Annotated in this window: 16 protein-coding genes; 8 read left to right on the top strand and 8 right to left on the bottom strand. The window is 69.4% G+C overall.

The features are described 5' to 3' along the window. The first annotated feature begins 42 nt into the window (after positions 1-42). A complete protein-coding gene (locus NRF20_RS11905; protein WP_413752560.1) occupies positions 43-3075 on the top strand; it encodes an SNF2-related protein in 3033 nt (1010 codons plus the stop codon). 1 nt (position 3076) lies between these two features. Continuing rightward, the gene (locus NRF20_RS11900; protein ID WP_413752559.1) at positions 3077-8623 is read left to right on the top strand and encodes a DNA methyltransferase; all 5547 of its coding nucleotides are present in this window, start codon (positions 3077-3079) and stop codon (positions 8621-8623) included. A gap of 45 nt (positions 8624-8668) precedes the next feature. Here the strand turns inward: NRF20_RS11900 and NRF20_RS11895 are convergent, their stop codons facing one another. Both NRF20_RS11895 and NRF20_RS11890 read right to left on the bottom strand, forming a co-directional pair. Continuing rightward, positions 8669-8857, bottom strand: coding sequence for a DUF397 domain-containing protein (locus NRF20_RS11895; protein WP_413752558.1), 189 nt, complete (start codon positions 8855-8857; stop codon positions 8669-8671). After that, the gene (locus NRF20_RS11890) at positions 8854-9732 is read right to left on the bottom strand and encodes a helix-turn-helix domain-containing protein (RefSeq protein WP_413752557.1); all 879 of its coding nucleotides are present in this window, start codon (positions 9730-9732) and stop codon (positions 8854-8856) included. Before NRF20_RS11890 ends, NRF20_RS11895 begins: the two co-directional genes overlap by 4 nt. Before the next feature lie 639 nt (positions 9733-10371). Between NRF20_RS11890 and NRF20_RS11885 the strand changes: the two genes are divergently transcribed. Next, positions 10372-11433, top strand: coding sequence for a MarR family transcriptional regulator (locus tag NRF20_RS11885; protein ID WP_413752556.1), 1062 nt, complete (start codon positions 10372-10374; stop codon positions 11431-11433). Between the two features lie 85 nt (positions 11434-11518). Here NRF20_RS11885 and NRF20_RS11880 read toward each other — a convergent pair whose 3' ends face one another. The 6 genes from NRF20_RS11880 to NRF20_RS11855 form a co-directional block, all read right to left on the bottom strand. Beyond that, positions 11519-12175, bottom strand: coding sequence for a contact-dependent growth inhibition system immunity protein (locus tag NRF20_RS11880; protein WP_413752555.1), 657 nt, complete (start codon positions 12173-12175; stop codon positions 11519-11521). A 13-nt stretch (positions 12176-12188) separates the two neighbouring features. Continuing rightward, the gene (locus NRF20_RS11875; RefSeq protein WP_413752554.1) at positions 12189-12488 is read right to left on the bottom strand and encodes an RNase A-like domain-containing protein; all 300 of its coding nucleotides are present in this window, start codon (positions 12486-12488) and stop codon (positions 12189-12191) included. Positions 12489-12544: 56 nt separating this feature from the next. Further along, positions 12545-13114, bottom strand: coding sequence for a hypothetical protein (locus NRF20_RS11870; RefSeq protein ID WP_413752553.1), 570 nt, complete (start codon positions 13112-13114; stop codon positions 12545-12547). A gap of 179 nt (positions 13115-13293) precedes the next feature. Next, positions 13294-13854: a hypothetical protein gene (locus NRF20_RS11865; protein ID WP_413752552.1), complete on the bottom strand. Its 561-nt coding sequence runs from the start codon at positions 13852-13854 to the stop codon at positions 13294-13296. A gap of 27 nt (positions 13855-13881) precedes the next feature. Next, positions 13882-15651, bottom strand: coding sequence for an RNase A-like domain-containing protein (locus NRF20_RS11860; protein ID WP_413752551.1), 1770 nt, complete (start codon positions 15649-15651; stop codon positions 13882-13884). Further along, positions 15651-15956 (bottom strand): WXG100 family type VII secretion target, encoded by a 306-nt coding sequence (locus NRF20_RS11855; protein ID WP_413752550.1) that lies wholly within the window; start codon positions 15954-15956, stop codon positions 15651-15653. The genes NRF20_RS11860 and NRF20_RS11855 overlap by 1 nt, the downstream gene beginning before the upstream one ends. Before the next feature lie 303 nt (positions 15957-16259). On the opposite strand from NRF20_RS11855, the gene NRF20_RS11850 reads away from it, so the two are divergent. The 5 genes from NRF20_RS11850 to NRF20_RS11830 all read left to right on the top strand — a co-directional run bounded on the left by NRF20_RS11850 (position 16260) and on the right by NRF20_RS11830 (position 20938). Next, positions 16260-16646 (top strand): WXG100 family type VII secretion target, encoded by a 387-nt coding sequence (locus NRF20_RS11850; protein ID WP_413752549.1) that lies wholly within the window; start codon positions 16260-16262, stop codon positions 16644-16646. 266 nt (positions 16647-16912) lie between these two features. Beyond that, on the top strand, positions 16913-17371 hold the full coding sequence (locus NRF20_RS11845) for an ATP-binding protein (RefSeq protein ID WP_413752548.1): 459 nt from the start codon (positions 16913-16915) through the stop codon (positions 17369-17371). A gap of 101 nt (positions 17372-17472) precedes the next feature. Next, entirely contained in the window at positions 17473-18759 is a 1287-nt protein-coding gene (locus tag NRF20_RS11840; protein ID WP_413752547.1) for a DUF262 domain-containing protein, read from the top strand. Further along, the gene (locus tag NRF20_RS11835) at positions 18756-19946 is read left to right on the top strand and encodes an AAA family ATPase (RefSeq protein WP_413752546.1); all 1191 of its coding nucleotides are present in this window, start codon (positions 18756-18758) and stop codon (positions 19944-19946) included. Before NRF20_RS11840 ends, NRF20_RS11835 begins: the two co-directional genes overlap by 4 nt. Positions 19947-19996: 50 nt before the next feature. Further along, positions 19997-20938 carry a hypothetical protein gene (locus tag NRF20_RS11830; protein WP_413752545.1) on the top strand — a complete coding sequence of 314 codons (942 nt, stop codon included), beginning with the start codon at positions 19997-19999 and terminating at the stop codon, positions 20936-20938. The last annotated feature ends 69 nt before the right edge of the window (positions 20939-21007 follow it).

Genomic DNA, 21007 nt, shown 5'->3' with positions numbered 1-21007 from the left:
TGGCGTCGCAGGGCCGCACAGGCGACGACGGAGGGACGACGGGTGACCGACCAGGGGGCGAAGCCGGGGGAGACCCGGTTCCCGCCGGGGGCGCAGATCCTCGTACGCGACGAGGAGTGGCTGGTCCGCAATACCGCCCAGACCGATCACGACGGCGAGCGGATCGATGCGGTCGGCGTCTCGGAGTTCGTCCGTGACGAGGAAGCCGTCTTCTTCAGCGGGATCGACCGCGTGGAGCTGCTCGACCCGGAGAAGACCCGCCTGGTCCCCGACACGTCCTCGTACTTCCGGCGCAGCCGCCTCTTCCTCGAAGCGGTCCTGCGCAAGACGCCGCTGCCCCAGTCCGAGCGGGGTCTCGCCCTGGCCGACCGCTTCCTGCTCGACCCGCTCGTCTACCAGCAGCGCCCCGCCGAGCTCGCCCTGTCCATGCGCAACCTCCGGCCCCGGGTCCTGATCGCCGACGTCGTGGGCCTCGGCAAGACGCTGGAGATCGGCCTGACCCTCGCGGAGCTCATCCGCCGGGGCCGGGGTGAGCGCATTTTGATCGTGACCCCGCAGAGCATCCTGGAACAGTTCCAGCACGAGCTGTGGACCCGCTTCTCGATCCCGCTCGTGCGGCTCGACTCCCTCGGCATCCAGCGCATCCAGCGCGAGATCCCGGCCGGCCGGAACCCGTTCACGCACTACAAGCGCGTGATCATCTCCGTCGATACGCTCAAGAACATCGGCCAGTACCGCCACCACCTGGAGCGCATCCGCTGGGACGCCGTCGTCATCGACGAGTCGCACAACCTGATCAACCCCGGCAGCCAGCGGCGCGCCCTCGCCGAAATCCTGGCCCCGCGCACGGACGCCCTGCTGCTCGCCAGCGCCACCCCGCACAACGGCGACAAGCGCTCCTTCGCCGACCTGATCTCGCTCCTCGACCCGGCCGCCATCGCCGACCCCGACCACTACGACCCGGCCGAGGACCTCGGCCACCTCTACATCCGGCGGACCAAGATCAGCCCCGAGGTCCGGGACGAGATGGGCACCGAGTGGCCCGACCGCGGCCCCACGGTCTCCCTCCACTGCGCCGCCGGTGAGGCGGAGGAGCGGATCTTCGCCGAGCTCGCCGAGCACTGGCTTCCCGCCCCACAGGTGAGTACGGAGTTCGGCACGGCCGACCAGGACCGCACCTCGGTCGCCACCGAGCAGCTCTTCGCCTACAACCTGCTCAAGACGTTTCTGTCCTCCCATGTCGCCCTCGGCGAGACGGTCGACAACCGTGTCGCCACGCTCGGCGAGCGGGTCCGCAAAGCCGGGCAGAAGGGGCTGCGGCCCGACCCGGCCATCGCCCCGGAGCAGGCTGCCCTGGCCCGGCTGCGGGAGATCGTCGCGGGCATGGGCGACGGCACCGCACCCGGTGACTCCGCCAAACTCGACGCGCTCGTCGAGCAGTTGAAGGACATCGGCGTGGGCCCCCGGTCCGCGACCCGGGCCGTGGTCTTCTCCGAACGCGTCCGTACGCTCACCTGGCTGGCCGAGGTCGTCCCGGCCCGCCTCGGCTTCCCGGTCGGGGCCGACGGCACGGCGAAGGCCGTCACCGTCATGCACGGCGGCCTCAGCGACGACGAACAGGCCAAGGTCCTGGAGGCGTTCGGCCTGGCCGACAACCCGGTCCGGCTGCTTTTCACCGGCGATGTCGCCTCCGAGGGCGTCAACCTGCACCGTCAGTGCCACCACCTGATCCACTACGACATCCCGTGGTCGCTGATCCGCATCGAGCAGCGCAACGGCCGTATCGACCGGTACGGGCAGAAGCATGAGCCCCAGTTCCGCGCCCTGATTCTGACCTCCGCGGTCCCCGGTGCCAAGGACGACCGCACGGTCGCCGAGAAGCTGCTCCTCCGGGAGGAGGAGGCGCACAAGCTGGACGGGACGGCCGAGGCCGTGTCCGGTCTCTACCGGGCCGAGGAGGAGGAGCGCCGGCTCATCAGGGAACTGGTCCGCGGCGGCACGGTCGAGGACTTCCTGGAGTCCGCCCCCGCCGAGGACACCGCCCTCGCCGACCTGTTCGGCCAGGTGGGCACGATCACCGAGCAGGAACTGCCCGCACGCGCCGAGCTGATCTCCCTCTTCGAAGGGGACACGGCCGACTTCGTCGACACCGCTCTCGACGAGGTCTACGAGGACCGCGCCCAGGACCTGATCGGCCTGGCGTCCGGCACCGACGCCAAGGGCGGCGCGTACTTCTCGCTCTCCCCGGCCCTGGCCCCCGACCTGCTCCACCGCCTCAAGGCCCTGCCGCCCTCCTACCTGAAGGAGCAGCGCGTCGCCGAGCGGATGCTGGTCACCTTCGACCGCACCCTTGCGCAGCGCAAGCTGACCGAGGCCAGGGAGAGCAGCAGCACGATGTGGCCGGAGGTGTCCTTCCTCACCGACATCCACCCGGTGGTGGAGTGGCTGACGGACAAGGTCCTCGTCGAGTTCGGCCGGCAGGAGGCCCCGGTCATCACCACACCCCACGTCGAGGGGCCCGTGTTCCTCGTCCAGGGCATCCATTCCAACGCTCTCGGCCGCCCCACCGTGGTGCGGTGGATGGCCGTGACCGGGCTCGGCGCCGACGGCACCGGGACACCCGAGGTGCGCCCCATGGCGGACGCGCTGCGTGATGCGAAGGTCGGCCCGAGGCTCGCCCGCACCGGCGGGCCGCGCGACCCGGACCGGCTCCAGGCCCTCGTTCCGGCCGCCGTCGCTGCAGCCCGCACGCACCTGGATACGGGGAGGGCCGCCTGGGAGGAACAGATCAGCGAGCCGCTCGCCACCTACCGCGGCCATGTCGCCCAGTGGCGTACGGAATCCCTGCTGCCCGGCATCACCGGCCGCCGCGAACGCCTCGTCGAGGAGACCGCCGACGAACTGGCCCGGCTGCTCGACCAGTTGCACACCACCGGCCGTCCGCTGCTGCGCGTCCTGGCCGTCCTCGACCGCCCCGGAGACCCGGACGCGACCGGCACCGGGAACGACGCGGACTCATCGGCCGAGTCGTTCACTTCCCACCCTCACCCGTCCGACGCCCAGGCGGAGAACTGACGTGACGTACGACTCGCTGGTCAACCAGGGCGACTACCTCTCGGCCCACTATCTCGCCGAAGTCCTCCCCAAGGATCTCAAAGCCAAGGACGGCCTCCTCGCCCGCTGGGCCGCGTTCGAGGAGGAGGAACGCCGCCGCCACGCCGACGCCGTCGCCGAGGCAAAGCGCCAGGGTCTCGACCCCGCCTCCGTACCGCCGCGCGTCCGCACCCCCCGCGAGGGACTGCGCGCCCTGCGCGGCCCCTACTTCGCGGGCCGCGCCGCCCTCGCCGAGGACGCGGAAGCGCTCGCCGACCCCGACGCTCCCGAGCCCGAGGGCTGGCAGAAGCGGTTCACCGAAGTCCATCTGGACACCCTGCACGTCCTCGGCTACACCGACGCCCACGAGCAGACCGTCACCGTCCACCGCGCCGACCACGCGTACACCGTCCAGGTCGCCCATGCCGAACCCGGCCTGTACGCCGTCTCCTGCGGCTGGACCACCGAGCCCGACGCCGCTCTCGACCCGGACGGCGCCGGCCGACTGCTCCACCCCGTCGCCCTGGAGGGGTCGGCGATCATCGAGGACGCCAAGGCCGTCACCGACTTCCTCTTCGCCTGCGACACACCCCCGCGCTATGTCCTCCTGCTCGTCGGCGGCGTCATCGTCCTCGCCGACCGCCTCGCCTGGCACGAGGGCCGCTACCTGGCCGCCGACCTCGACGCGGCACTCAACCGCCGCGACGACCGCCACGGCGGCGAACTCGACACGGTGGCCGCGCTGTTCGGCGCCGACTCGCTGCGCGTCCCCACCGAGGGCGGCACCGCGCCGCTCGCCGCCTTCCTCGACAAGTCCGGCAAGCACGCCGTCGGCGTCTCCACCGAACTGCGCGAGGGCCTGCGCCTGAGCGTCGAGTGGATCGCGGGCGAGGTCCTGGACCGCCTGCGCGAACCGGAGAACGGCATCACCCCGGCCGAACTCGACGACCCGGCCCGCCTGGCCAAGGAGCTCAGCCGCGAGTCGCTGCGCTACCTGTACCGGATCCTGTTCCTGCTGTACGCCGAGGCCAGCCCGGCGCTCGGCATCCTCCCCTCCGACTACCCGGAGTACGAGCAGGGCTACGGCCTCCAGCGCCTCGGCGACCTCGTCCTGCGCGACCTCGTCGGCGAGCGCTCCCGGCGCGGCTTCCACCTGTACGAGTCGCTGGACCTGCTCTTCGACAAGGTCGAGAACGGCCACCGCCGCTACGGCACCGAGCCCGAGGACCTGACGGCCGAGGCCGCCGCCCGCGAGGCCGCCCGGGCCGAGCAGGAGGCGGCCGAACTCCTCGCCGCCGGCACGATCACCCGGGCCGAGCACACCGAACGCGTCCGCGAGGCCGACCGCGCCCGCCGCGCCGCCGCCCGCAGCACCAGTGCGGGACTGCGCTTCGAGGCCCTGAGCTCCGAACTGTTCACCAAGGAAGCCGTCCGCCTCATCTCGGACGACCAGATCGAGAACCCGGCGTACCGGGGCGGCGAGGGCGAGCGCCGCCGCCCGTTCCTGGACACCCGGCTGCGCAACGAGACCCTGCACAAGGTGCTGCGCCGCCTGATGCTCACGAAGGGCCGGGGCAGGGAGCGCGGCGGGTTCATCTCGTACGCCCAGCTCGGCATCAACCAGCTCGGCGCGGTGTACGAGGGCCTGATGTCGTACTCCGGTTTCATCGCCGAGGAGGAGCTGTACGAGGTCGCCAAGGGCGGCGACCCCTCGGGCGGCAGCTGGATGATCCCCGCCTCCCGCGTCCAGGACTACCGGGACGAGGTCTTCGTCCAGCGGACCAACTCCGAGACCGGCCGCCCGGAGCGGGTGGTCCACCCGAAGGACACGTTCGTCTACCGGCTGGCCGGCCGCGACCGCCAGACCTCCGCCTCGTACTACACGCCGAAGTCATTGACCGAGGTCACGGTCGAACTGGCCCTCAAGCACCGCCTGGACCAGCACGACACCAGGACCCCGGCCAGGGAACTCCTGGAGTGGAAGATCTGCGAGCCGGCTCTCGGCTCGGGCGCGTTCCTCAACGAGGCGATCGACCAGGTGGCCGCCGAGTACCTGAGGCGGCGCGAACACGAGCTGGGCCGCCGCATCGACCCCGAACTGCGGCAGATCGAGCTCCAGAAGGCCAAGGCGTACGTCGCCCTGCACAACGCCTACGGGGTCGACCTCAACGCCACGGCGGTGGAGCTGGCCGAGGTCTCCCTGTGGCTCAACTCCATGCACCCGGGCATGCGGGCCCCCTGGTTCGGCCTGCACCTGCGGCGCGGCAACTCGCTCATCGGCGCGGGCCGCAAGGTCTACAAGGCCGACGTCCTGACCGACGGCCAGTGGCTGGCGAAGAAGAACACCCTGCCGCCGACCGACCTGCCGTTCCGGGACGGCCCGCTGCCCGAGGGCGCGGTGCACCAGTTCCTGCTGCCCGCGATCGGCTGGGGCGCGGTCGCGGGCGAGGCGGAGGCCAAGAAGCTCGCGGAGGACGCGGCGAAGGCGCTCGGCAGGTGGCGCAAGGGCGTGCAGAAGGCCCCGAAGGGGCCGAAGCCGTTCCAGGAGCGCGGCGACGAGACCGACGAGGCACGGCAGAAGCGCTACGACCGGTGGCAGAAGGCGGCGGAGAAGACCGAACTGGGCCGGCTGCAGGGCGTGGCCCGCCGCGCCGAGTTCCTGTGGTCCCTTGTCGCCACCCGGCTGGAACTCTCCGAGCGGACGATCGCCCGCCGTATCGACGTGTGGGGCGCGGACTGGCTGGAACAGTCGTCGGAGGCGGCGGACAAACAGAAGGTCCTGGACGACCTGACGCGCCACGGTACGCCGTACTGGCGGCTGAAGACCGTGATGGACGCGTGGTGCGCGCTGTGGTTCTGGCCTCTGGACAAGACCGGCGAACTCGACGGCACGGACCCGGTGTACGGGATGGGGGGCGCGCTGGTCGACGAGTCGTCGGTTGCGGGGCTGATGCGCGGGGCGCGCGCGGCGGTAGCCGCCGAGGTGCCGGTGGAGTCGACCGCCCCCGCCCCCGGGGACCAGCTGTGGCAGGCGACCGGGCTGTTCGACGACCCGGACGGCGAGCAGGAGGAACTGGGCGCGGGCGCCGGGCTGGCGACCGGGTCCAAGCGGGGCTCGTCGGGCCGCCGGGCCCAGGTCAAGGATCAGCGGCGCGCGTGCATCCCCCTGGTGACGTTCGCCGACTGGCTCGACTTCCTGGAGTCGGTCCTGGGCAAGGAGGACCTGCCCGAGGGTTCGTACCTGGCGGGCATCGAGGACCTGGACCCGGACGATGCGCTGGAGCTGCTGAGTGATGTGGAGGACCGCCTGGAGGGCCTCCTCGGCATGGACACCCCGGCACGGCTGCCGTTCCGCTACCCGTGGCTGAACACGGTCGAGGACATCGCCGGCACGACGGAGAAGGACATAAAGGCGGAGGACGGCCACGGCTTCTTCCACTGGGAGCTGCACTTCGCCCACGTGTTCCGGGGGCGGGCGGGCGGGTTCGACCTTCAGGTGGGGAACCCGCCTTGGGTGCGGCCGGACTGGAACGAAGGCGTGGTACTGGCCGAGTTCGACCCGTGGTTTCAGCTCGTCGAGAAGCAGTCGGTCACAGCGCGGAGGGAGCACAAGAGCGCGATTCTGGAGAACGCCTCCTATCGCATGGCGTACTTGCGTGACTTGACCGCGACGGCAGGTACGGCCGAGCTTCTGAGTAGTGCCGTGTCGTATCCGTTGATCTCGGGAACGCGACCGGACCTGTATCGGGCGTTCATGTGCCGGACCTGGGAGCACTTGGCCGAGAACGGCACTGTGGGTCTCGTCCACCCCGACTCCCACTTCAGTGGGGACAAGGAGGGCCGACTGCGCGAGGCCGCCTACACCAGGCTCCGGGTCCACGGCGACTTCGTGAACGCGGGGAACCGCTTCTTTCCGCCCCCCGTGGGTCGATCCAGCCACTTCGGTGTCCACGTCTACGGTCAGGCGGGAGAGATCGGCTTCGACCACCTGTCGTGGCTCTTCTCCGTGGACGCCCTGCGCCTGTCGGCGGACGACGACGGAACGGCTCCCGACCCCGGGGTCCGCTTCAGCGACAGCTGGGACGAACGCCCGCACCGCAGGCGGATTGTCCGGGTGGACGAGGCCACGCTCGCCCGGTGGCAGAAGTTGACCGGCGACGAAGCGCAGCCCGTACGTCAGGCCCGGCTACTGTCGCCGGTGAGTACGGCGGAGGCAAAGGCGATCGAGGCGCTGGCCGACTACTCGCTGAGACTTGCGGAGTACGACCCACAAATCACCAGCGGCTACAACGAGAAGATCGCCAAGGACGACGACCTCATCGATTACAACGCGCCGGACGACGCGGGTGTGGTCCGGCGGCCAACCGACTGGTCTGAGGTGATCCTTAAAGGACCGCAGATCGGCCTGGCTAACCCCATGTTCAAGCAGCCGAGCCAGGGCGTCGGCGAGATCCTGGGCCTCAATCCGATGACCCTGGCGGACGATGCCTTGCCCGAGTCCGAGTACGTCTACGTTGCAAAGCCTGAGGTGTACCGGGCTGTTCAGGACGTATGGAGCGATGGCAGGACGCTGGAGCAGCTCAAGGCGTCCGAGCGCGAGGTGACCCGGGCGCTGAACGCCGCAGCGGGGCGCATCGGGGTGGCATCGGCCGACGTCACGGACGAGCAGGTGGAGGCGGAGCTTTTGCGGCGGCTGCGACGGCCGTACACGGAGTTCTACCGGGTGGCGTGGCGGCGTCAGATCGCACCGGACACGGAGCGGGCGCTGTATGCGGCGCTGGTGCCTCCGGGACCCGCTCATATCCATATGGTGCACAGCCTGACCGCTGGCAACGATAGAAGGACAGCGCTCGTTGGGGCCTTCTGGGCTTCTCTCCCCGTCGACTACTTCGTACGAACAACAGGCCGAGGGGACCTGCAAGTGCGGGGTGCGCGATCGCTACCCGCACCGAAAGAGGATCACCCACTCGCTTCCTCTTTGCTCCTCCGCACTCTCCGTCTCAACTGCCTTACCAAGACGTATGCGGACCTCTGGGAGGAGCTGTATGACCCCACGTGGCCTGCCTACGAACCGTGGGCGTGCGACTGGCCGGACCTGCAGCCACTGCACACTGTCGGCCCGGCATGGAATCGGAACACTGCCCTCCGCACAGAGCGTGCGCGGCGAGCAGCCCTCGTGGAGATTGACGCGCTCGTCGCCGTCTGGCTCGGCGTCAGTGCTGAAGCTCTCGTAGCCATGTATAAGTCCCGCTTCCCGATCATGCAGGACTTCGACGCAGTCACATGGTTCGACGCCAACGCACGCAAGATCGCGGGCAATCGGTACACGTACGGCTTCGGCCAGACCAAGGAGCACTACGAGCACCTCCTCGCCTTCCAGAAGAAGGAGCGGCCCGAGCCTCCCGAGGGCTACACCGCGCCCTTCTACAAGGCCGACCGGGAGAAGGAGATGCGCGCAGCGCACGCCTACTTCTCCGCACGGCTTCAGGAGGCCGTCGACAAGGGGAAGTGGACGCCGCCTGCCCGGTGAACGGCAGCGCCCCGCGCCGGACGGGTCCGGCGCGGGGCGTGAGGGTCAGCCCTGGGTGGCGTAGGAGACGAAGTCGCCCCACGCAGCGGGGGAGAGGGCGAGTTCGGGGCTCAGTTGGTCCTTGGAGTCGCGGACGTGGATCGCCTGCGTCCCCTTCGCCACCTCGATGCAGGCGTCACCGTCCGAACCGCTGTAGCTGCTCTTGAACCAAGCCCGTTCGTCGATGCTGCTCATAGCGCTCCTCGCAGTTGCTTCAGCAGGCTCCTGGAGTCCTCGGAGGTGAGAGCCTGTGAGCGCAGTTTCGCATACCGCTGGAGTGTGATGCTGACCTCCTTCGGGTCTGAGATCAGCATGCCGCCACGCTGTCCCTCCGCATAGCCGAACCACTTGTTGTCCTGCGATTCCAGCAGCATCAACGGGCCGTCGAACCCAGCATGATCCGGCTGGTATCGCGGCATGATCTGCAACTCGACGTTGAACTGCAACGACCGCTCCAGGAGGCTGTCGAGCAACTCCCGCATCACGTCAGGGCCTCCCGTACCGCGCTCGATAAGCGCCTGTTCGACGATGAAGCTGAACGCGATCGGTGGCTTACGCTCGAACAGTTGATGGCGCTCCAACCGAGCCGTAACCTGCTTGGCTACCTGCTCCTCGTCCTTTACGGGCGGCACGCTTACTGTCACGGCTCGCGCGTACCGCTCGGTCTGGAGCAGTCCGGGAATCACCCGGCACTCATAGGTCCACAAGGTCACCGCTTGCGTCTCCAGCCGCGCCCACTGCCGGAACCAACTCGCCAGCCCCGCCTGCCGCGTCAGATGTGGCGCCGCCTTCCGTAGCGCGCCGGTGTTCCCGAGCGCTTCCTCCGCGCGCTCCACGAAGTCGCGGTCCGGCATCCGGCGGCCCTGCTCGATCGAGGCGACCGTGTGCTTGGAGAAGCGCACCAGGTCGCCGAACTCCTCGCGGCTGAAGCCCGCGTGCTCCCGTAAAGCCTGGACGAACGCGCCGAACGTACGCAGACTGTCCGACATCCCTGGTTCGGCGCCGGCTCCCGCGCCCGTTCCTCCCGTCGCCGCTCCAGCAATGCAGCCATCCGTGTTCTCGTAGGCCACCGTCGGCCACCTTTCGCGCGCACCCACCCCGCCGTACCGCTTCTGACTCGGCTCCATCGTCACGCGGAGTGATGCGTACTGTCCACTCATTGTGTGCGTACGCTGACGCAGCGTACGCACGGCGAGGGTGGTGCATCGTAGTGTCCGCCCCATGCGCGGGGCGCCCGACCGCTTGCCCCGCTCCCCGCCCGTCGAAGTGGCGGCAGATGTACTTCAGTTCAGGCGGAAGCGCGCGGTGGCTCACCTCGACGGTGATACCGGGCTTGGCGGAGGCCCGGACGCCGGCCCCGGAACTCGGGTCCCGAGTCTTGAGGCTTGAGCACCGTGCACCGTCCTGTCACTCGTTCGGTGGTCCGGGAGAGGTGCGCGGCCCGACGCTTGAGCTCCGGGGTTCGAGGGTCGGGATCCGGGGTCCGGGGTCCGAGCGGTGTTGTTCATCCGGGAGGTAGGTAGGGGGTTTTGGGGAAACCTCCCCACCCTCCCCGCCCCGTCCCGGCCGGACAGTATGACTAATTGTGAGCAAGTTGCAGCGGAGAGTCGCGGCTGCTTACGGTGCCCGCAACGAAACGACCCCGACGCGGTGTTACCAGCACCGGCCGGGGTCTCACCTCAAGATCGCACCCATAGAAAGACGATCTCGTGGCTATTCAGCATCCTAACTCCGCGCTGCCCGCCCCCGCAGCCTCACGTCCGTACGGCAAAGCCCGCACCGGCTACGGCAAGCAGTCCGTCCCCGGCCAAGGCCAGCCCGGCGGCCACGACTTCGCCTTCCTGCCGGAGCGTGAGCGGTATGTCGCCGGGTATGTCGACCACCTGCCCGACGGCGCCGCCATGGACATCAAGTCCCTGGCAAAGGACCTTCCCCTGTACGGCCAGATGGCCATCGGTACCGCCCTGCGCGCCCTTGCCGTGGCCGGGCACCTGCGCCGCGTACGCTGCCGCGTCGAGAGCGGCGGTCAGCACCGGTGGGTGACGCTCACCTACTGGTCACGCGCCGCCCACGACAACGAGTGGTGGGCAGCCAGGCTCGCAGATGGAGCTGCCGCGCCGGAGCAGGCATCCGCACCCTCCGCCGTCCCCGGGCCCGAGCCAGTCGTACCCCGGCAGCGCACCGCGGAGCCGTCCCCGGACCGGCCGCTGGAAGCAGGCGCCACGGCGCTCCCCGGACCGAACCCGCCGGTACCCCCGGCGCCGGAATACCAGCCGCCCGCAGCCGACCCTTCGGCTGCTGCGACTCCTTCGCCCGAGTACCTCGCCCTGGCCGAACTCGGGCGCCGCGAACCCCGCCTGGCGCTCTCCGCCGCCGACTGCGCCGCCCTGGAGCCACTTGCCGCCGCCTGGTTCGCGCGCGGTGTCAGCGCCGACTACCTGACTTCGGCGCTCACCGCCGGGCTTCCCGAGCGGATCGGATCACCCATCGGCCTGGTGCGCCGCCGCCTCACCGACAAGATGCCGCCCCAACTGCCCGTGGCACCGGCACCGGCATCGGGCCTGCCCGGCACTCCCGTGCGCAGTCTCCTGGTCGAGTGCGCCGAATGCGGCCGTCCCGGCCCGGCCGAGGCACTCCCGGACGGCCTCTGCAATCCCTGCCGTACCGTGCATCAGAAGCCGGAATCGCCCGACACGGCGGCCCCGAAGCAGGGCGAACGCGATGTCGCAGCCCTCGTCGCCAGCCTCCGCAACCTGATCCGCAGCCCCTGAACGGCCCCGCGCACAGCCCGGCGGGAGGTCGCGGAGTCCAGCCCCGGCGTCACCACGATGGCCGGTCCCCGGCCGTCGACCCGGATCAGATGGCAGACAGGGTCGTCGCCACCGACTGGAACCAGGCGCCGTGGGAGAACGGCTCGGGCGGGCCCACCTCCATGCCGAGTTCGGCGGCGGCCAAGGCGTAGTCCCCCTCGTCCAGGGGGAGCGCGAGCAGCTCGTGGAGTTCGCCCACCAGGCGCGCGACCAGCTGGGGGTCGGTGGTGGCCGCGTAGTCGGCGACGGCGGCGTCGTGGTCGGGGAACTCGTCGACGATGTCCTGCGAGAACCAGCCGCCGAGCAGTTGCGCGGTTTCCGGGAAGCGCGCGTGCCACTCCCAGTGCGTCTGTGGGGATGACGGCTGCGGGACGTCGCCTTCCTCGATGCTCTTCTTCAGGTGGTCGGCCAGCACCATCAGCCAGTCGCCGATCTCCGACTGCGGCTTCCCGGTGTCCGGGATCGCGTAGAACTCTCCCAGGCCGTGCCGGATGCGGCCCGGAGGGTTGCGGCTGTACTCGCGCAGCTGGCGCTCGGCCTCCGCGATGGCCGAAGGGCGGGTGTGCCAGGTGTGACGGAGGTACGCGTCCAGCGCACGACTGCGCCGCTCCGGGGTGTCGTCGGCCGGCTGCCCCAGGTACGCGCGCATCACCTGGTCCAGCTCGCCGTACCGCCGGTCGTGTTCGAGGGGCTTCATGGACATGTGCGTGCGACCCCTACAGGTAGAACGGGACGGTCGTGTGGACGACGAAACCGTGCGGGCTCGACGGCTCGCGGCGCAGCACCACGCGCGCCGCACGGACGTCGACGGGTCCGCGGCCCGCCAGCAGCTCGGCTTCCAGCTGGACCCGGCCCACGGGCTCCTCGCGGAAGGGCCAGGCGGCCTCGACGGTGAGGCGGGCCCGCGTGTTCTGGGCGAGCCAGCGGTGGATGGCCTGCTCGTTGGCGGTCACCACCTGCTGGGTGGCCCATTGGGCGGTCTCGCGGTCGGGGTACGTCGCGGATCGCGTCAGCATGGTTACCTTCCTCCAAGGCGCCGGGAACGGTTGACTCCCGGTCTGTGTGCGTGTTCTCAGTTCGCGTTGAACGACCAGAAGACCCCGACCTCGTCCGCGCTCACGGCGATCAGTCCGAGGTCCATCAGGTGGTAGGTGAAGGCCCGGCCGCCGGCGAGTTCACCGGCTAGGAAGTCCGGCGAGGCGGAGGTCCGGGCCAGGTCGGAGGAGGTACGGAAGTCGGCGTCGGCTCCGAACCGGCCGAGCACCATCCGAGCGTCGGCCAGCACATCGTCCCGGTCGGCGCGCGTCCGGACGGGGCGGCCTTCGAAGAACCACTCCTGGGTCAAGGAAGCTAGCAGCTCGGCGGCGGCAGAGGCCGTGACGGGATACGTCCACGCATGCACCTGCTCGGCCGTGAGCGGAAGAAACGGAAAGGAAGGACGGACGTTCTCGCGCCCCTCCTTGTCGATCTGCCACTCCAGTGTTTGCCAGCCCCGCGGGTCGGTGACCGACCGGTCCATGACGGCCAGGACGTCCCGTCCCCAGTCCTCGTCCCGCCGGGGCCCGGTCATCGCAAAGGCATACACGTCGTCGAGGAGCCGCTCCAGCGTGGCGTCCCAGAGAGCGCTGTCGATGGAGTTCATTCGGCTTCCGGTCGGTCGGTCACGGGGCGGGCATGGACGTAAGGATGATGGAGGGCGGACCGAGTCTGGAATCGTACTTCAGGACCGTATTTACGTTCTTTACGTCGATCGCCCGCACGTTGAGCCCGTGGTTCTTGTACCGGGTCATGGGATGGTGTTGCCCGACCCGTCCGGACGGATCAGTAGTCGGCGAAATTCCAGAACATGCCCACCTCGGTGTCCGAGACGACGATCAGGCCGCAGTCCTCCGAGTAGACGCTCAGCGGGTTGTACGCCCAGCTCGACGACGTGAAGTCGAGCGTGCCGCGAACGTGGCCGGGCATGTTGATGTTGGTGTGATAGCCGGCCCCGTCCCCGTAGCGCGCGAGGATCGTGCGCGCCATCGCACGCAGTTCATCCTCGCCTTCCGTGAAGCGCCTCAGGTTGGACAGGGTGCAGCGGTCGTCCGTGAGGGCAAGGAGCAGGTTCTCGGCGCTGTCCCGGTCGATCTCCTGGAGACGCCTCGCGATGTACTCCGGGGGGTGGGCGACGAAGGGGTACGTGGGGGACGCCTCGCGCTCCGGGTTCTGGGCCGCGTCGTCGAGACCGGCCCAGCCGCGGGGGTCCGGGACCCTCGCCATCAGCGCGAGGACGTCGAGGATCCAGTCCTCGTGGCGGCGTGGGCCCGTGGCGTCGTACGGGTACGCGTCCTCGTACAGGTGGCGTACCGCGGCTTCCCAGGACTTTTGGTCGACGGGCATGTGGTGCTGGCCTTTCTCGGCGGAGCGCTAGGGCTTGTAGGGCATCGACGTCATGACCGTGAACGGCGGGTTGCGGCTGCTGTCGTACCGGATTCGCGTGTCGATGCCGTTCACCTCGTACCCCTTGGCGTTCAGGCCGCCCTGCTTGTACCCGGACAGCGGGTCGTTCGGGTCCACCGGTTGTTTGCTCACGCTGCGGCCACTGGTCTCGCCGTTGGGCGCCGTCGAGTGGAACGGCTCGACGGCGCCGTCGGCCGGCGGGGGAGGGCCCTTGATCCACGCCTCGATGGCGGCTTTGTTCTGGTTGAGGTTGTACTCGGTCAGTTCCTCCGCACGCTGGTAGTTCGGGAAGGCGGAGGAACTGCCGATCTTCGGCTTGCCGTGCGGCCAGGCCAGGGTCGGTCCGTTCGACTGCTGGTCACGCAAGCGCTGCGCCAACTGCTCGTCCGTCTTGCCGACGTGCTTGTCCAGGGTATGGCCGTCTCCCATGTACTCGTTGGCGGCGAGGTTCAGGTCGTAGTTGCCGTTCGAGTCGATCTTCAGCCAGACCTGCGAGCCCTTGAACTCCTCCAGGGCCCGAGTGCCGAAACCGTGCGCACGGGCGACGCCGGCCTCGAACTTGGGGGCACTGCGGTACGCCTCGTCCAGCGGCCCCTTCAGCGCCTCCATGCGGGTGGTCAGGCCTCCCAGGATGCCGGTGTACTTATCGACGATCCCGTTCAGCTTGCCCGTGTCGATGTTCAGTACCGTCTTGACGTCGAACGACAGGATCAGGCCCGCACCCTTGCCGATGGCGGAAGTGACGGTGGTGAGGATGCTCTTGGGGTCCTTGGGCTTGGCGAGGTCCTCGAGGATCTCGTTGGCGGCCTTCCACATGGCGCGGTGGAGCTCGTCCGGGACGTCGCGGTTGAGGTCGACGGCGGCCTCGGCGTACTCGCGCAGGATGGTGGCGATGTTGTCTGCCGTGTCCTTCAGTACGGCCAGGACGGGCTCGGTGCCCGTGGGGACGCGCGGCGTGCCCGGACCGGAGTTGGCGGTCTGCCCCCACTGGTAGCCATGCTGCTGCTGTCCCCAGGCCGTCCCTCCCCACAAGGCGCTGCAGAAGGTCCGCATCGCGGCTTCCCAGTCGGCCTGCTGGTGGTTGGTGATGGCACCGACGGCCTGGGTGAGCTGGTCCGCCCCCAATGACGCGACGATGGAGACGTTCATCCAGCTGTGGCACAGGGAGTTGAGGTAGTGCTGCTGCGGGAAGGGGTGGACGTCCGCCACCCTTCCGACCCGGAACACGTGCTTGCACAGCGGCTGGAGGACGTCCCGGACGATCTCGGGGATGCCTTCCATCAAGCCGCGCAGGATGTCGTCGCCGCCGTCGTCGTCGCCCCACTTGATGTCGGGCACCGAGCCGAAGTTCGGGGCCTTGTCGATGACCGCGGGCCGGGGGCGCTGTTCGGCCGTCTTCCCCGGTTTGGGGTGGGCCGCCACGTCAGCCCTGGTGTAGGCGTTGGCCGTCTCGGTGAACCCGACTGCGACGCCGCCGACGCTGAGTACGGACCGGCCCCAGACCTCCAGCCAGCGGTTGCCGATCTTCTTGTACGCCTGGGCGAACTTCTGGGCCTCGGTGCCGGCGCCTCCTGCGTCGGGGTACTTGCCCAGCTCCTCCAGAAGCTTGTTGGCACCGCGCAGCAGGAACTCCTGTTGCGCGGCGACCCGACCGGAGACCGACCAGAGGTCGCTCGGCTTGACGTCGATGGTGCCGTTGCCGCCCGGCGACTGGGCGGGTGCGGAGGGGCCGGCCATCAGGCGCCGCCTCCCCAGCCTTCGAGTACGGACCTGTTGGCCGCGGTGTAGTTCAGGTGCCCTTTCACCACTACCTCGTGGAGCCAGGCCTGGGTGGCTTTGAGGTCGTCGGCGGAGTGGCTCCACTTGTCCAGCTCGTCGATGAAGGCCTCGCGTGCCTCACCGTCCCAGCTCAGCACGGCTTTGGCGGTCCGCTCGTACAACGTGTCCAGCTTCTCGTTGAGGACGCGGAGTATCGCCTCGAGATCGCCCGAAAGGCGCTGCAGGGTGGCGAAATCGACGGTTATCCGGTCTTCGTCCTGCAAGGTGCTGATCCCCCTCGGTTCAGACGTCCGCGATGCTGCTCATCGGTTGGGCGGCATCAGGTGCGGGCACCGTGTCGAGCATGCCGATCATATGGCCGTCCCATCGGTTGCCCGCCCTTGAGGGATAGGGGATAAGGGTGATGGAGGGGGCGGAGGGGCAGTCGCCACAAGGGCGGCAAGGGGCCCCTATTCCGCTTGAGGGTCGTCCCCCGTGGTGTGGGATATCGCAGGCCTGCGGAGGTGTGACCGCGTTGCTAGGGTGGCTTGCGGCTTGCAGCACAAGTTCGAATGCGGGGGACCGGCATGGGCGATGAGCCCCAACTCGCTTATACATCGTCGCAGTTGAAGAAACTGGCGGACGATTTGGATGACATGCAGGAGTATCTCGGCGAACAAGTCAAGCGCATGGACGAGATCGTCGACGGCATCGAGACCGGCTGGCGGGGTCCCACTGCCAAGTCCTATCGATCGCTCCACCGTGGCGCCGCGGAGGATGCCGTTCGCATCGGGCAGACCATCCAATTCTTGGCGGAGGCCATTCGTCTGAGCGAAGGCGGCTTCACGGACCAGGAATTCGAGACCCTCGAACAGTTCCGCAGAGTCCAGGCCGACGTCGATGTCGAAGTAGCCGCTGACGCGCTGTCCACGCCGGCGACCCAAGCGCCTCGCAGTCGCCTGCACGACTTCTGACGCACGGGAAGCCGTCCGCTCGACCCGGCCGACGGTCTCCAGGGTGCCGTCTCGCGACGGGCCCGGCCTTGACGGTGCGGTTCGGTGCTCCGGCCGTCGTTCGGTCGTCACCGTACTGCCCGCGACGGGCCCGGCCGCCGTGGGCGAAGGCTCGGCTCGGCGTCACGCCCGGTGCCGCGTACAGGCCACCCGGGGTGTGCGTACGCCGATGCGGCGTACGCGCGTCGCCGCTGGTGAAGGGCGCTGAGCGCCGCCATCGTGGGCGCATGACTGCACCGTCCACCCCCGCGACCGGTCAAGCGCTGCTCACCGTAGGTGTGTTCGTCCAGCGCTTCAGCTCCACTCCGCGTGGCGCACGCCTCGCCCGCCGGCTCGTACTGCACCAGCTCGACGCCTGGGGCGTGCCGTACGGCAGCGAGGCGTCCGACACCGCCGCCCTGCTCGTCGCAGAGCTCGCCGCCAACGCGGTCACGCACGGCCGCGTCCCCGGCCGGGACTTCGAGGTCACCGCCGAGATCCTCGGCCGGACCCTGCGTATCGCGGTCTCCGACACCCGGGGCGAACTCCGGCCGCCCGCCCCGGGCGCGCCACGCCCCCCGATGCCGCCGCTGGCGGAGACCGGCCGGGGCATGCTCCTGGTGGAGGCGCTCGCCGACCGGTGGGACGTCCTTGACCGCGTGCCCGTCGGCAAGACGGTCGTGGCCGAGCTGGACCTGCCGCACTGACGGTGCCGACGGCCCCGGACGGTCGCGCTGACAGGCCGTGAGGCCCGTCTATAGGCTGGGCCGGGAACGGCTTCGGACGGCGGCGGAGGGCAACGGGGACCATGACGGGCCTGGAAGACAGCGACGGCGGCGGGGCCGCCGGGCGGAACCTGCCGGTGGGACCCCACGGGTACGCCGAGGCGGAGGACGTCGACGAGCCGGACGCGCTCTTCCTGCCGCTGGGTGCGCCCCTCGAAATCGGTTCCGACGGTCGGCCCACCGGCGTGGAGCTGGAGCTGCCTGCCGACGAGGAGGGCGAGGACTACAGCGACGCGGAGGGTCTCTCCGCCCCGTTCCGGCCCGACAGCATCAAGATCCATACGGAGACCACCACCGTGGACCTGCTGCTGTCCCGGCTGCGGGAGGGCATGATCGACCTCGCGCCGGACTTCCAGCGCCGGGCCGGGATCTGGAGCGACCGTTCGCAGAGCCGGCTGATCGAGTCGCTGCTGCTGCGCATCCCGATCTCCAACTTCCACATGGCCCAGGACGACGAGGACAAGTGGGCCGTGGTGGACGGCGTCCAACGGCTCACCGCCATCGCCCGGTTCATGGAGCCCAAGCTCACGGGCCTCGGCCCGCTGGCCCTCCGGGGCCTGGACTACCTCTGGAAATTTAACGGCAGCACGTACCAGGACCTGACCGGGCGGCTGAAGATCCGGTTGCGTGAAACCCAGCTCACCGTCCACATCATGCAGCAAGGCACCCCGGAGGCCGTCAAGTACAACGTGTTCTCCCGGATCAACACCGGCGGTATGCCACTGAAACCGCAGGAGCTGCGGCATGCGCTGGTGCGGGGTCCCGTCCGGGCGTTCCTCGCCGACCTGGCCGAGGACCCGGCGTTCGGTGAAGCCACCCGGTGGAGCGTGTCCGACGAACGGATGGCCGACCGGGAGATGGTGCTGCGCTTCCTCGCCTTCCGCCTGACCAATCCGGCCGAGCACACCGAGAAGGACTTCGACCAGTTCCTCATCAACGCGATGTACAAGGTCAACGGCCTTACCGAGGAGCGGCGGGAACAGCTGACACGAGAGTTCCGGGTGGCCATGCGGTGCGCGCGGGAACTGTTCGGTGAGCACGCCTTCCGCAAGTGGCGTGGGGGGCCGCGGAGTTCCCCCGCCATCAACAAGGCACTGTTCGAGACGATCTCCGTCCATCTCGCACTACTCGACGATCACGAGCGGGGCAGACTGGTAGCGTCTCGGGCGAAGGTGCACCACAGGTTCTTCGAGCTCATGGACGACTGGGACTTCGACCGGTCGATCTCCGTAGGCACCGGGGGGCCGGGGAAGGTCCGCACCCGATTCCAGGAAGTGGCACGACTGTTCCGAGGGGTGGCTGAACAGTGATCGACTGTCTGACGCTGCATAACTTCAAGGCGTTCCAGCAGGCGGAGCTCCCGCTCGGGCCACTCACCCTCCTCACCGGGCTCAACTCCTCCGGCAAAAGCAGCGTCCTCCAGGCCATTGCGCTGCTGCGCCAGTCGTACGAGGCGGGCGACCTCGCGGTTTCCGAGTACCTCCCCGAAGCGCGACGGGCGGGAATGACGGCCAGTGTCGCGAACCAGGGCTTTCTGCTCAACGGTGAACTCGTGGGTCTCGGCACCGGTGTCGACGTCCTGCACGAGGACTTCCCGGGAGGTGGCGAGCCCCTGATCGGCCTCGGTGTCGGCGAGGGGCCGTACCACTACAGCTGGCTCGTCGAGTACGAGGCCGAGCAGAACTTGCTGCCCCTGTTCCACGCGGATCTGCCGCTGACCTCGGAGGGGGCCGCCGCGCCCACCGGGCCCGAGGCCGTCACGCCGTCGTTCCTCACCGCCCCCTTCCAGTACCTGCACGCCGACCGGATCTCGCCCGCCGAGTTCTACCCGCGCGACCACCATGCCGCCATCGGCCGCGGCTTCCTCGGCGTCCGTGGCGAACACACCGTCAACTTCCTCCGCCACCACGCCCGTGACGAGGTCCCCGAGGGCCCACTGCGCCACCCCCGTGCCGAGTCCTACCTCCTCCTCGACCAGGCCGCCGCCTGGATGGGCGAACTGTGCCCGGGAGTGGACATTCAGGCCGACGCCATCGAGGGCGCCGACGCCGTACGCCTCTCGTACGGGTTCCAGGGCACACTCGGCGCCACCCGGCGCCGCCGCCCCACCCACGTCGGCTTCGGCCTCACCTACGTCCTGCCGATCGTGGTCGCCTGCCTCACCGCACGCCCCGGCTCCCTGGTCCTCCTGGAGAACCCGGAGGCGCACCTGCACCCGCAGGGCCAGACCCGGATGGCAGCGCTGGCCGCCGCGGCCGCCGCGCAGGGCGCGCAGGTGATCATGGAGACCCACAGCGACCACGTCATCAACGGCGTGCGGCTCGCCGTCAAGCGGGGGCGGCTCGCCCCCGCGCAGGTGGTGCTGCACTACTTCCGCGGTGACGGCACCGGCGTGGACTTCGTCAGCCCGCAGGTCGACACGGACGGAATGCTCGACCAGTGGCCCGAAGGCTTCTTCGACGAACTGGAGAACACGCTCGACCAGCTCATAGGCTGACACCCGCCGGGGGATGCGGGGCAAGGCGCACACCATCCGGAGGGGGATACGTGCCGCAGCTGTTCCTGAATGAGAAGTCCTGCGAGACCCGTGCCGACGCGCAGCGGGTCAACCATGCCATGACCCAGATGGTCAAGGCCGTCCTAGCCGCGGCCAGGGAGGACCGGGCCGGGACCCTGCTAGTCTCCCGAGAGCCGGTCACCGCGTTACAGCTCGCCGAGGGCCACGCCATCGGCAAGTGGATCGGTACCCCGGGCACCAAGGAGCTGTGGCAGCGGCTGCTGATCCTCCAGTCCAAGTGGCCCCACCGAGAAGCCTTTCCCGAGGGGGAGACCTACTCGGACGTCGAGTACCGGCACGACGGGGACACCGTCGAGGGGCTCGGAGCCGCGCACCTGACCGGAGGTCTGGGCATCTCCCTGCCTGTCGAGCCGCGCTGGAACGCCGACCGGCTGACCCTCGTCCGCGAGGAACTCCTCGACGACCAGGACGGCGGCTCCGCCCTGACCGAGGTGGAGATCTCGCACGCCGCCACCCCCGAGCACATCACGGCCCATCTGCCGTGGATCCGGCGCGGCGCGAACACCGTCCGGCAGAAGGCCGTCGAAGGCCTGCGGTCCGGTACCGAGCTGTGGGGCCTGCGGGCGGACCTTTTCCCGCTCCTGCAGTTCACGTCGCTAGCGGAGCAGCACTTCGCCGAACTCCCCGAGGTATGGGTGCGGCCGGTGGGCGAACGGCTCGGGGAGCTCCAGGACGCGGTCAGCGATTGGGATCCAGTGCGACAGCCCGTCGCGCCCCAGTGGCGTTCCTACGTTCGCACCGAATTCGAGGCCCGGCGGCGGCTGTGCTGGTTCCCCGACACCGACGGCGAGGACCGGCTGTTCGACTGGCACTGCGACTTCCTGCCGTCACCGGGCCGTATGCACTTCCGGCTGGTCCACGAGGAGTGCACCCTGCGCATCGCGTACGCCGGGCGGAAGCTCGGCATCTGAACCGGTCCGGGATCGGCCGTGGGCCCCCGCTACCGTAGGGCGGTATACGGGAGACCCCGGCCTGCCCCG

Origin of the sequence: Streptomyces sp. R-74717 (assembly GCF_047305335.1) — a bacterium.
Lineage (GTDB): Bacteria > Actinomycetota > Actinomycetes > Streptomycetales > Streptomycetaceae > Streptomyces > Streptomyces atratus.
The sequence above is the reverse complement of the archived record's forward strand: the minus strand, read 5'-3'. Positions and strand labels throughout refer to the sequence as shown.

Coding starts and splice junctions, on each gene's coding strand:
- NRF20_RS11895 (WP_413752558.1), bottom strand. CDS start 8,857: ATGAGCAGCATCGACGAACGGGCTTGGTTCAAGAGCAGCTACAGCGGT.
- NRF20_RS11860 (WP_413752551.1), bottom strand. CDS start 15,651: ATGGCCGGCCCCTCCGCACCCGCCCAGTCGCCGGGCGGCAACGGCACC.
- NRF20_RS11875 (WP_413752554.1), bottom strand. CDS start 12,488: ATGCTGACGCGATCCGCGACGTACCCCGACCGCGAGACCGCCCAATGG.
- NRF20_RS11880 (WP_413752555.1), bottom strand. CDS start 12,175: ATGTCCATGAAGCCCCTCGAACACGACCGGCGGTACGGCGAGCTGGAC.
- NRF20_RS11870 (WP_413752553.1), bottom strand. CDS start 13,114: ATGAACTCCATCGACAGCGCTCTCTGGGACGCCACGCTGGAGCGGCTC.
- NRF20_RS11865 (WP_413752552.1), bottom strand. CDS start 13,854: ATGCCCGTCGACCAAAAGTCCTGGGAAGCCGCGGTACGCCACCTGTAC.
- NRF20_RS11840 (WP_413752547.1), top strand. CDS start 17,473: ATGACGGGCCTGGAAGACAGCGACGGCGGCGGGGCCGCCGGGCGGAAC.
- NRF20_RS11845 (WP_413752548.1), top strand. CDS start 16,913: ATGACTGCACCGTCCACCCCCGCGACCGGTCAAGCGCTGCTCACCGTA.
- NRF20_RS11850 (WP_413752549.1), top strand. CDS start 16,260: ATGGGCGATGAGCCCCAACTCGCTTATACATCGTCGCAGTTGAAGAAA.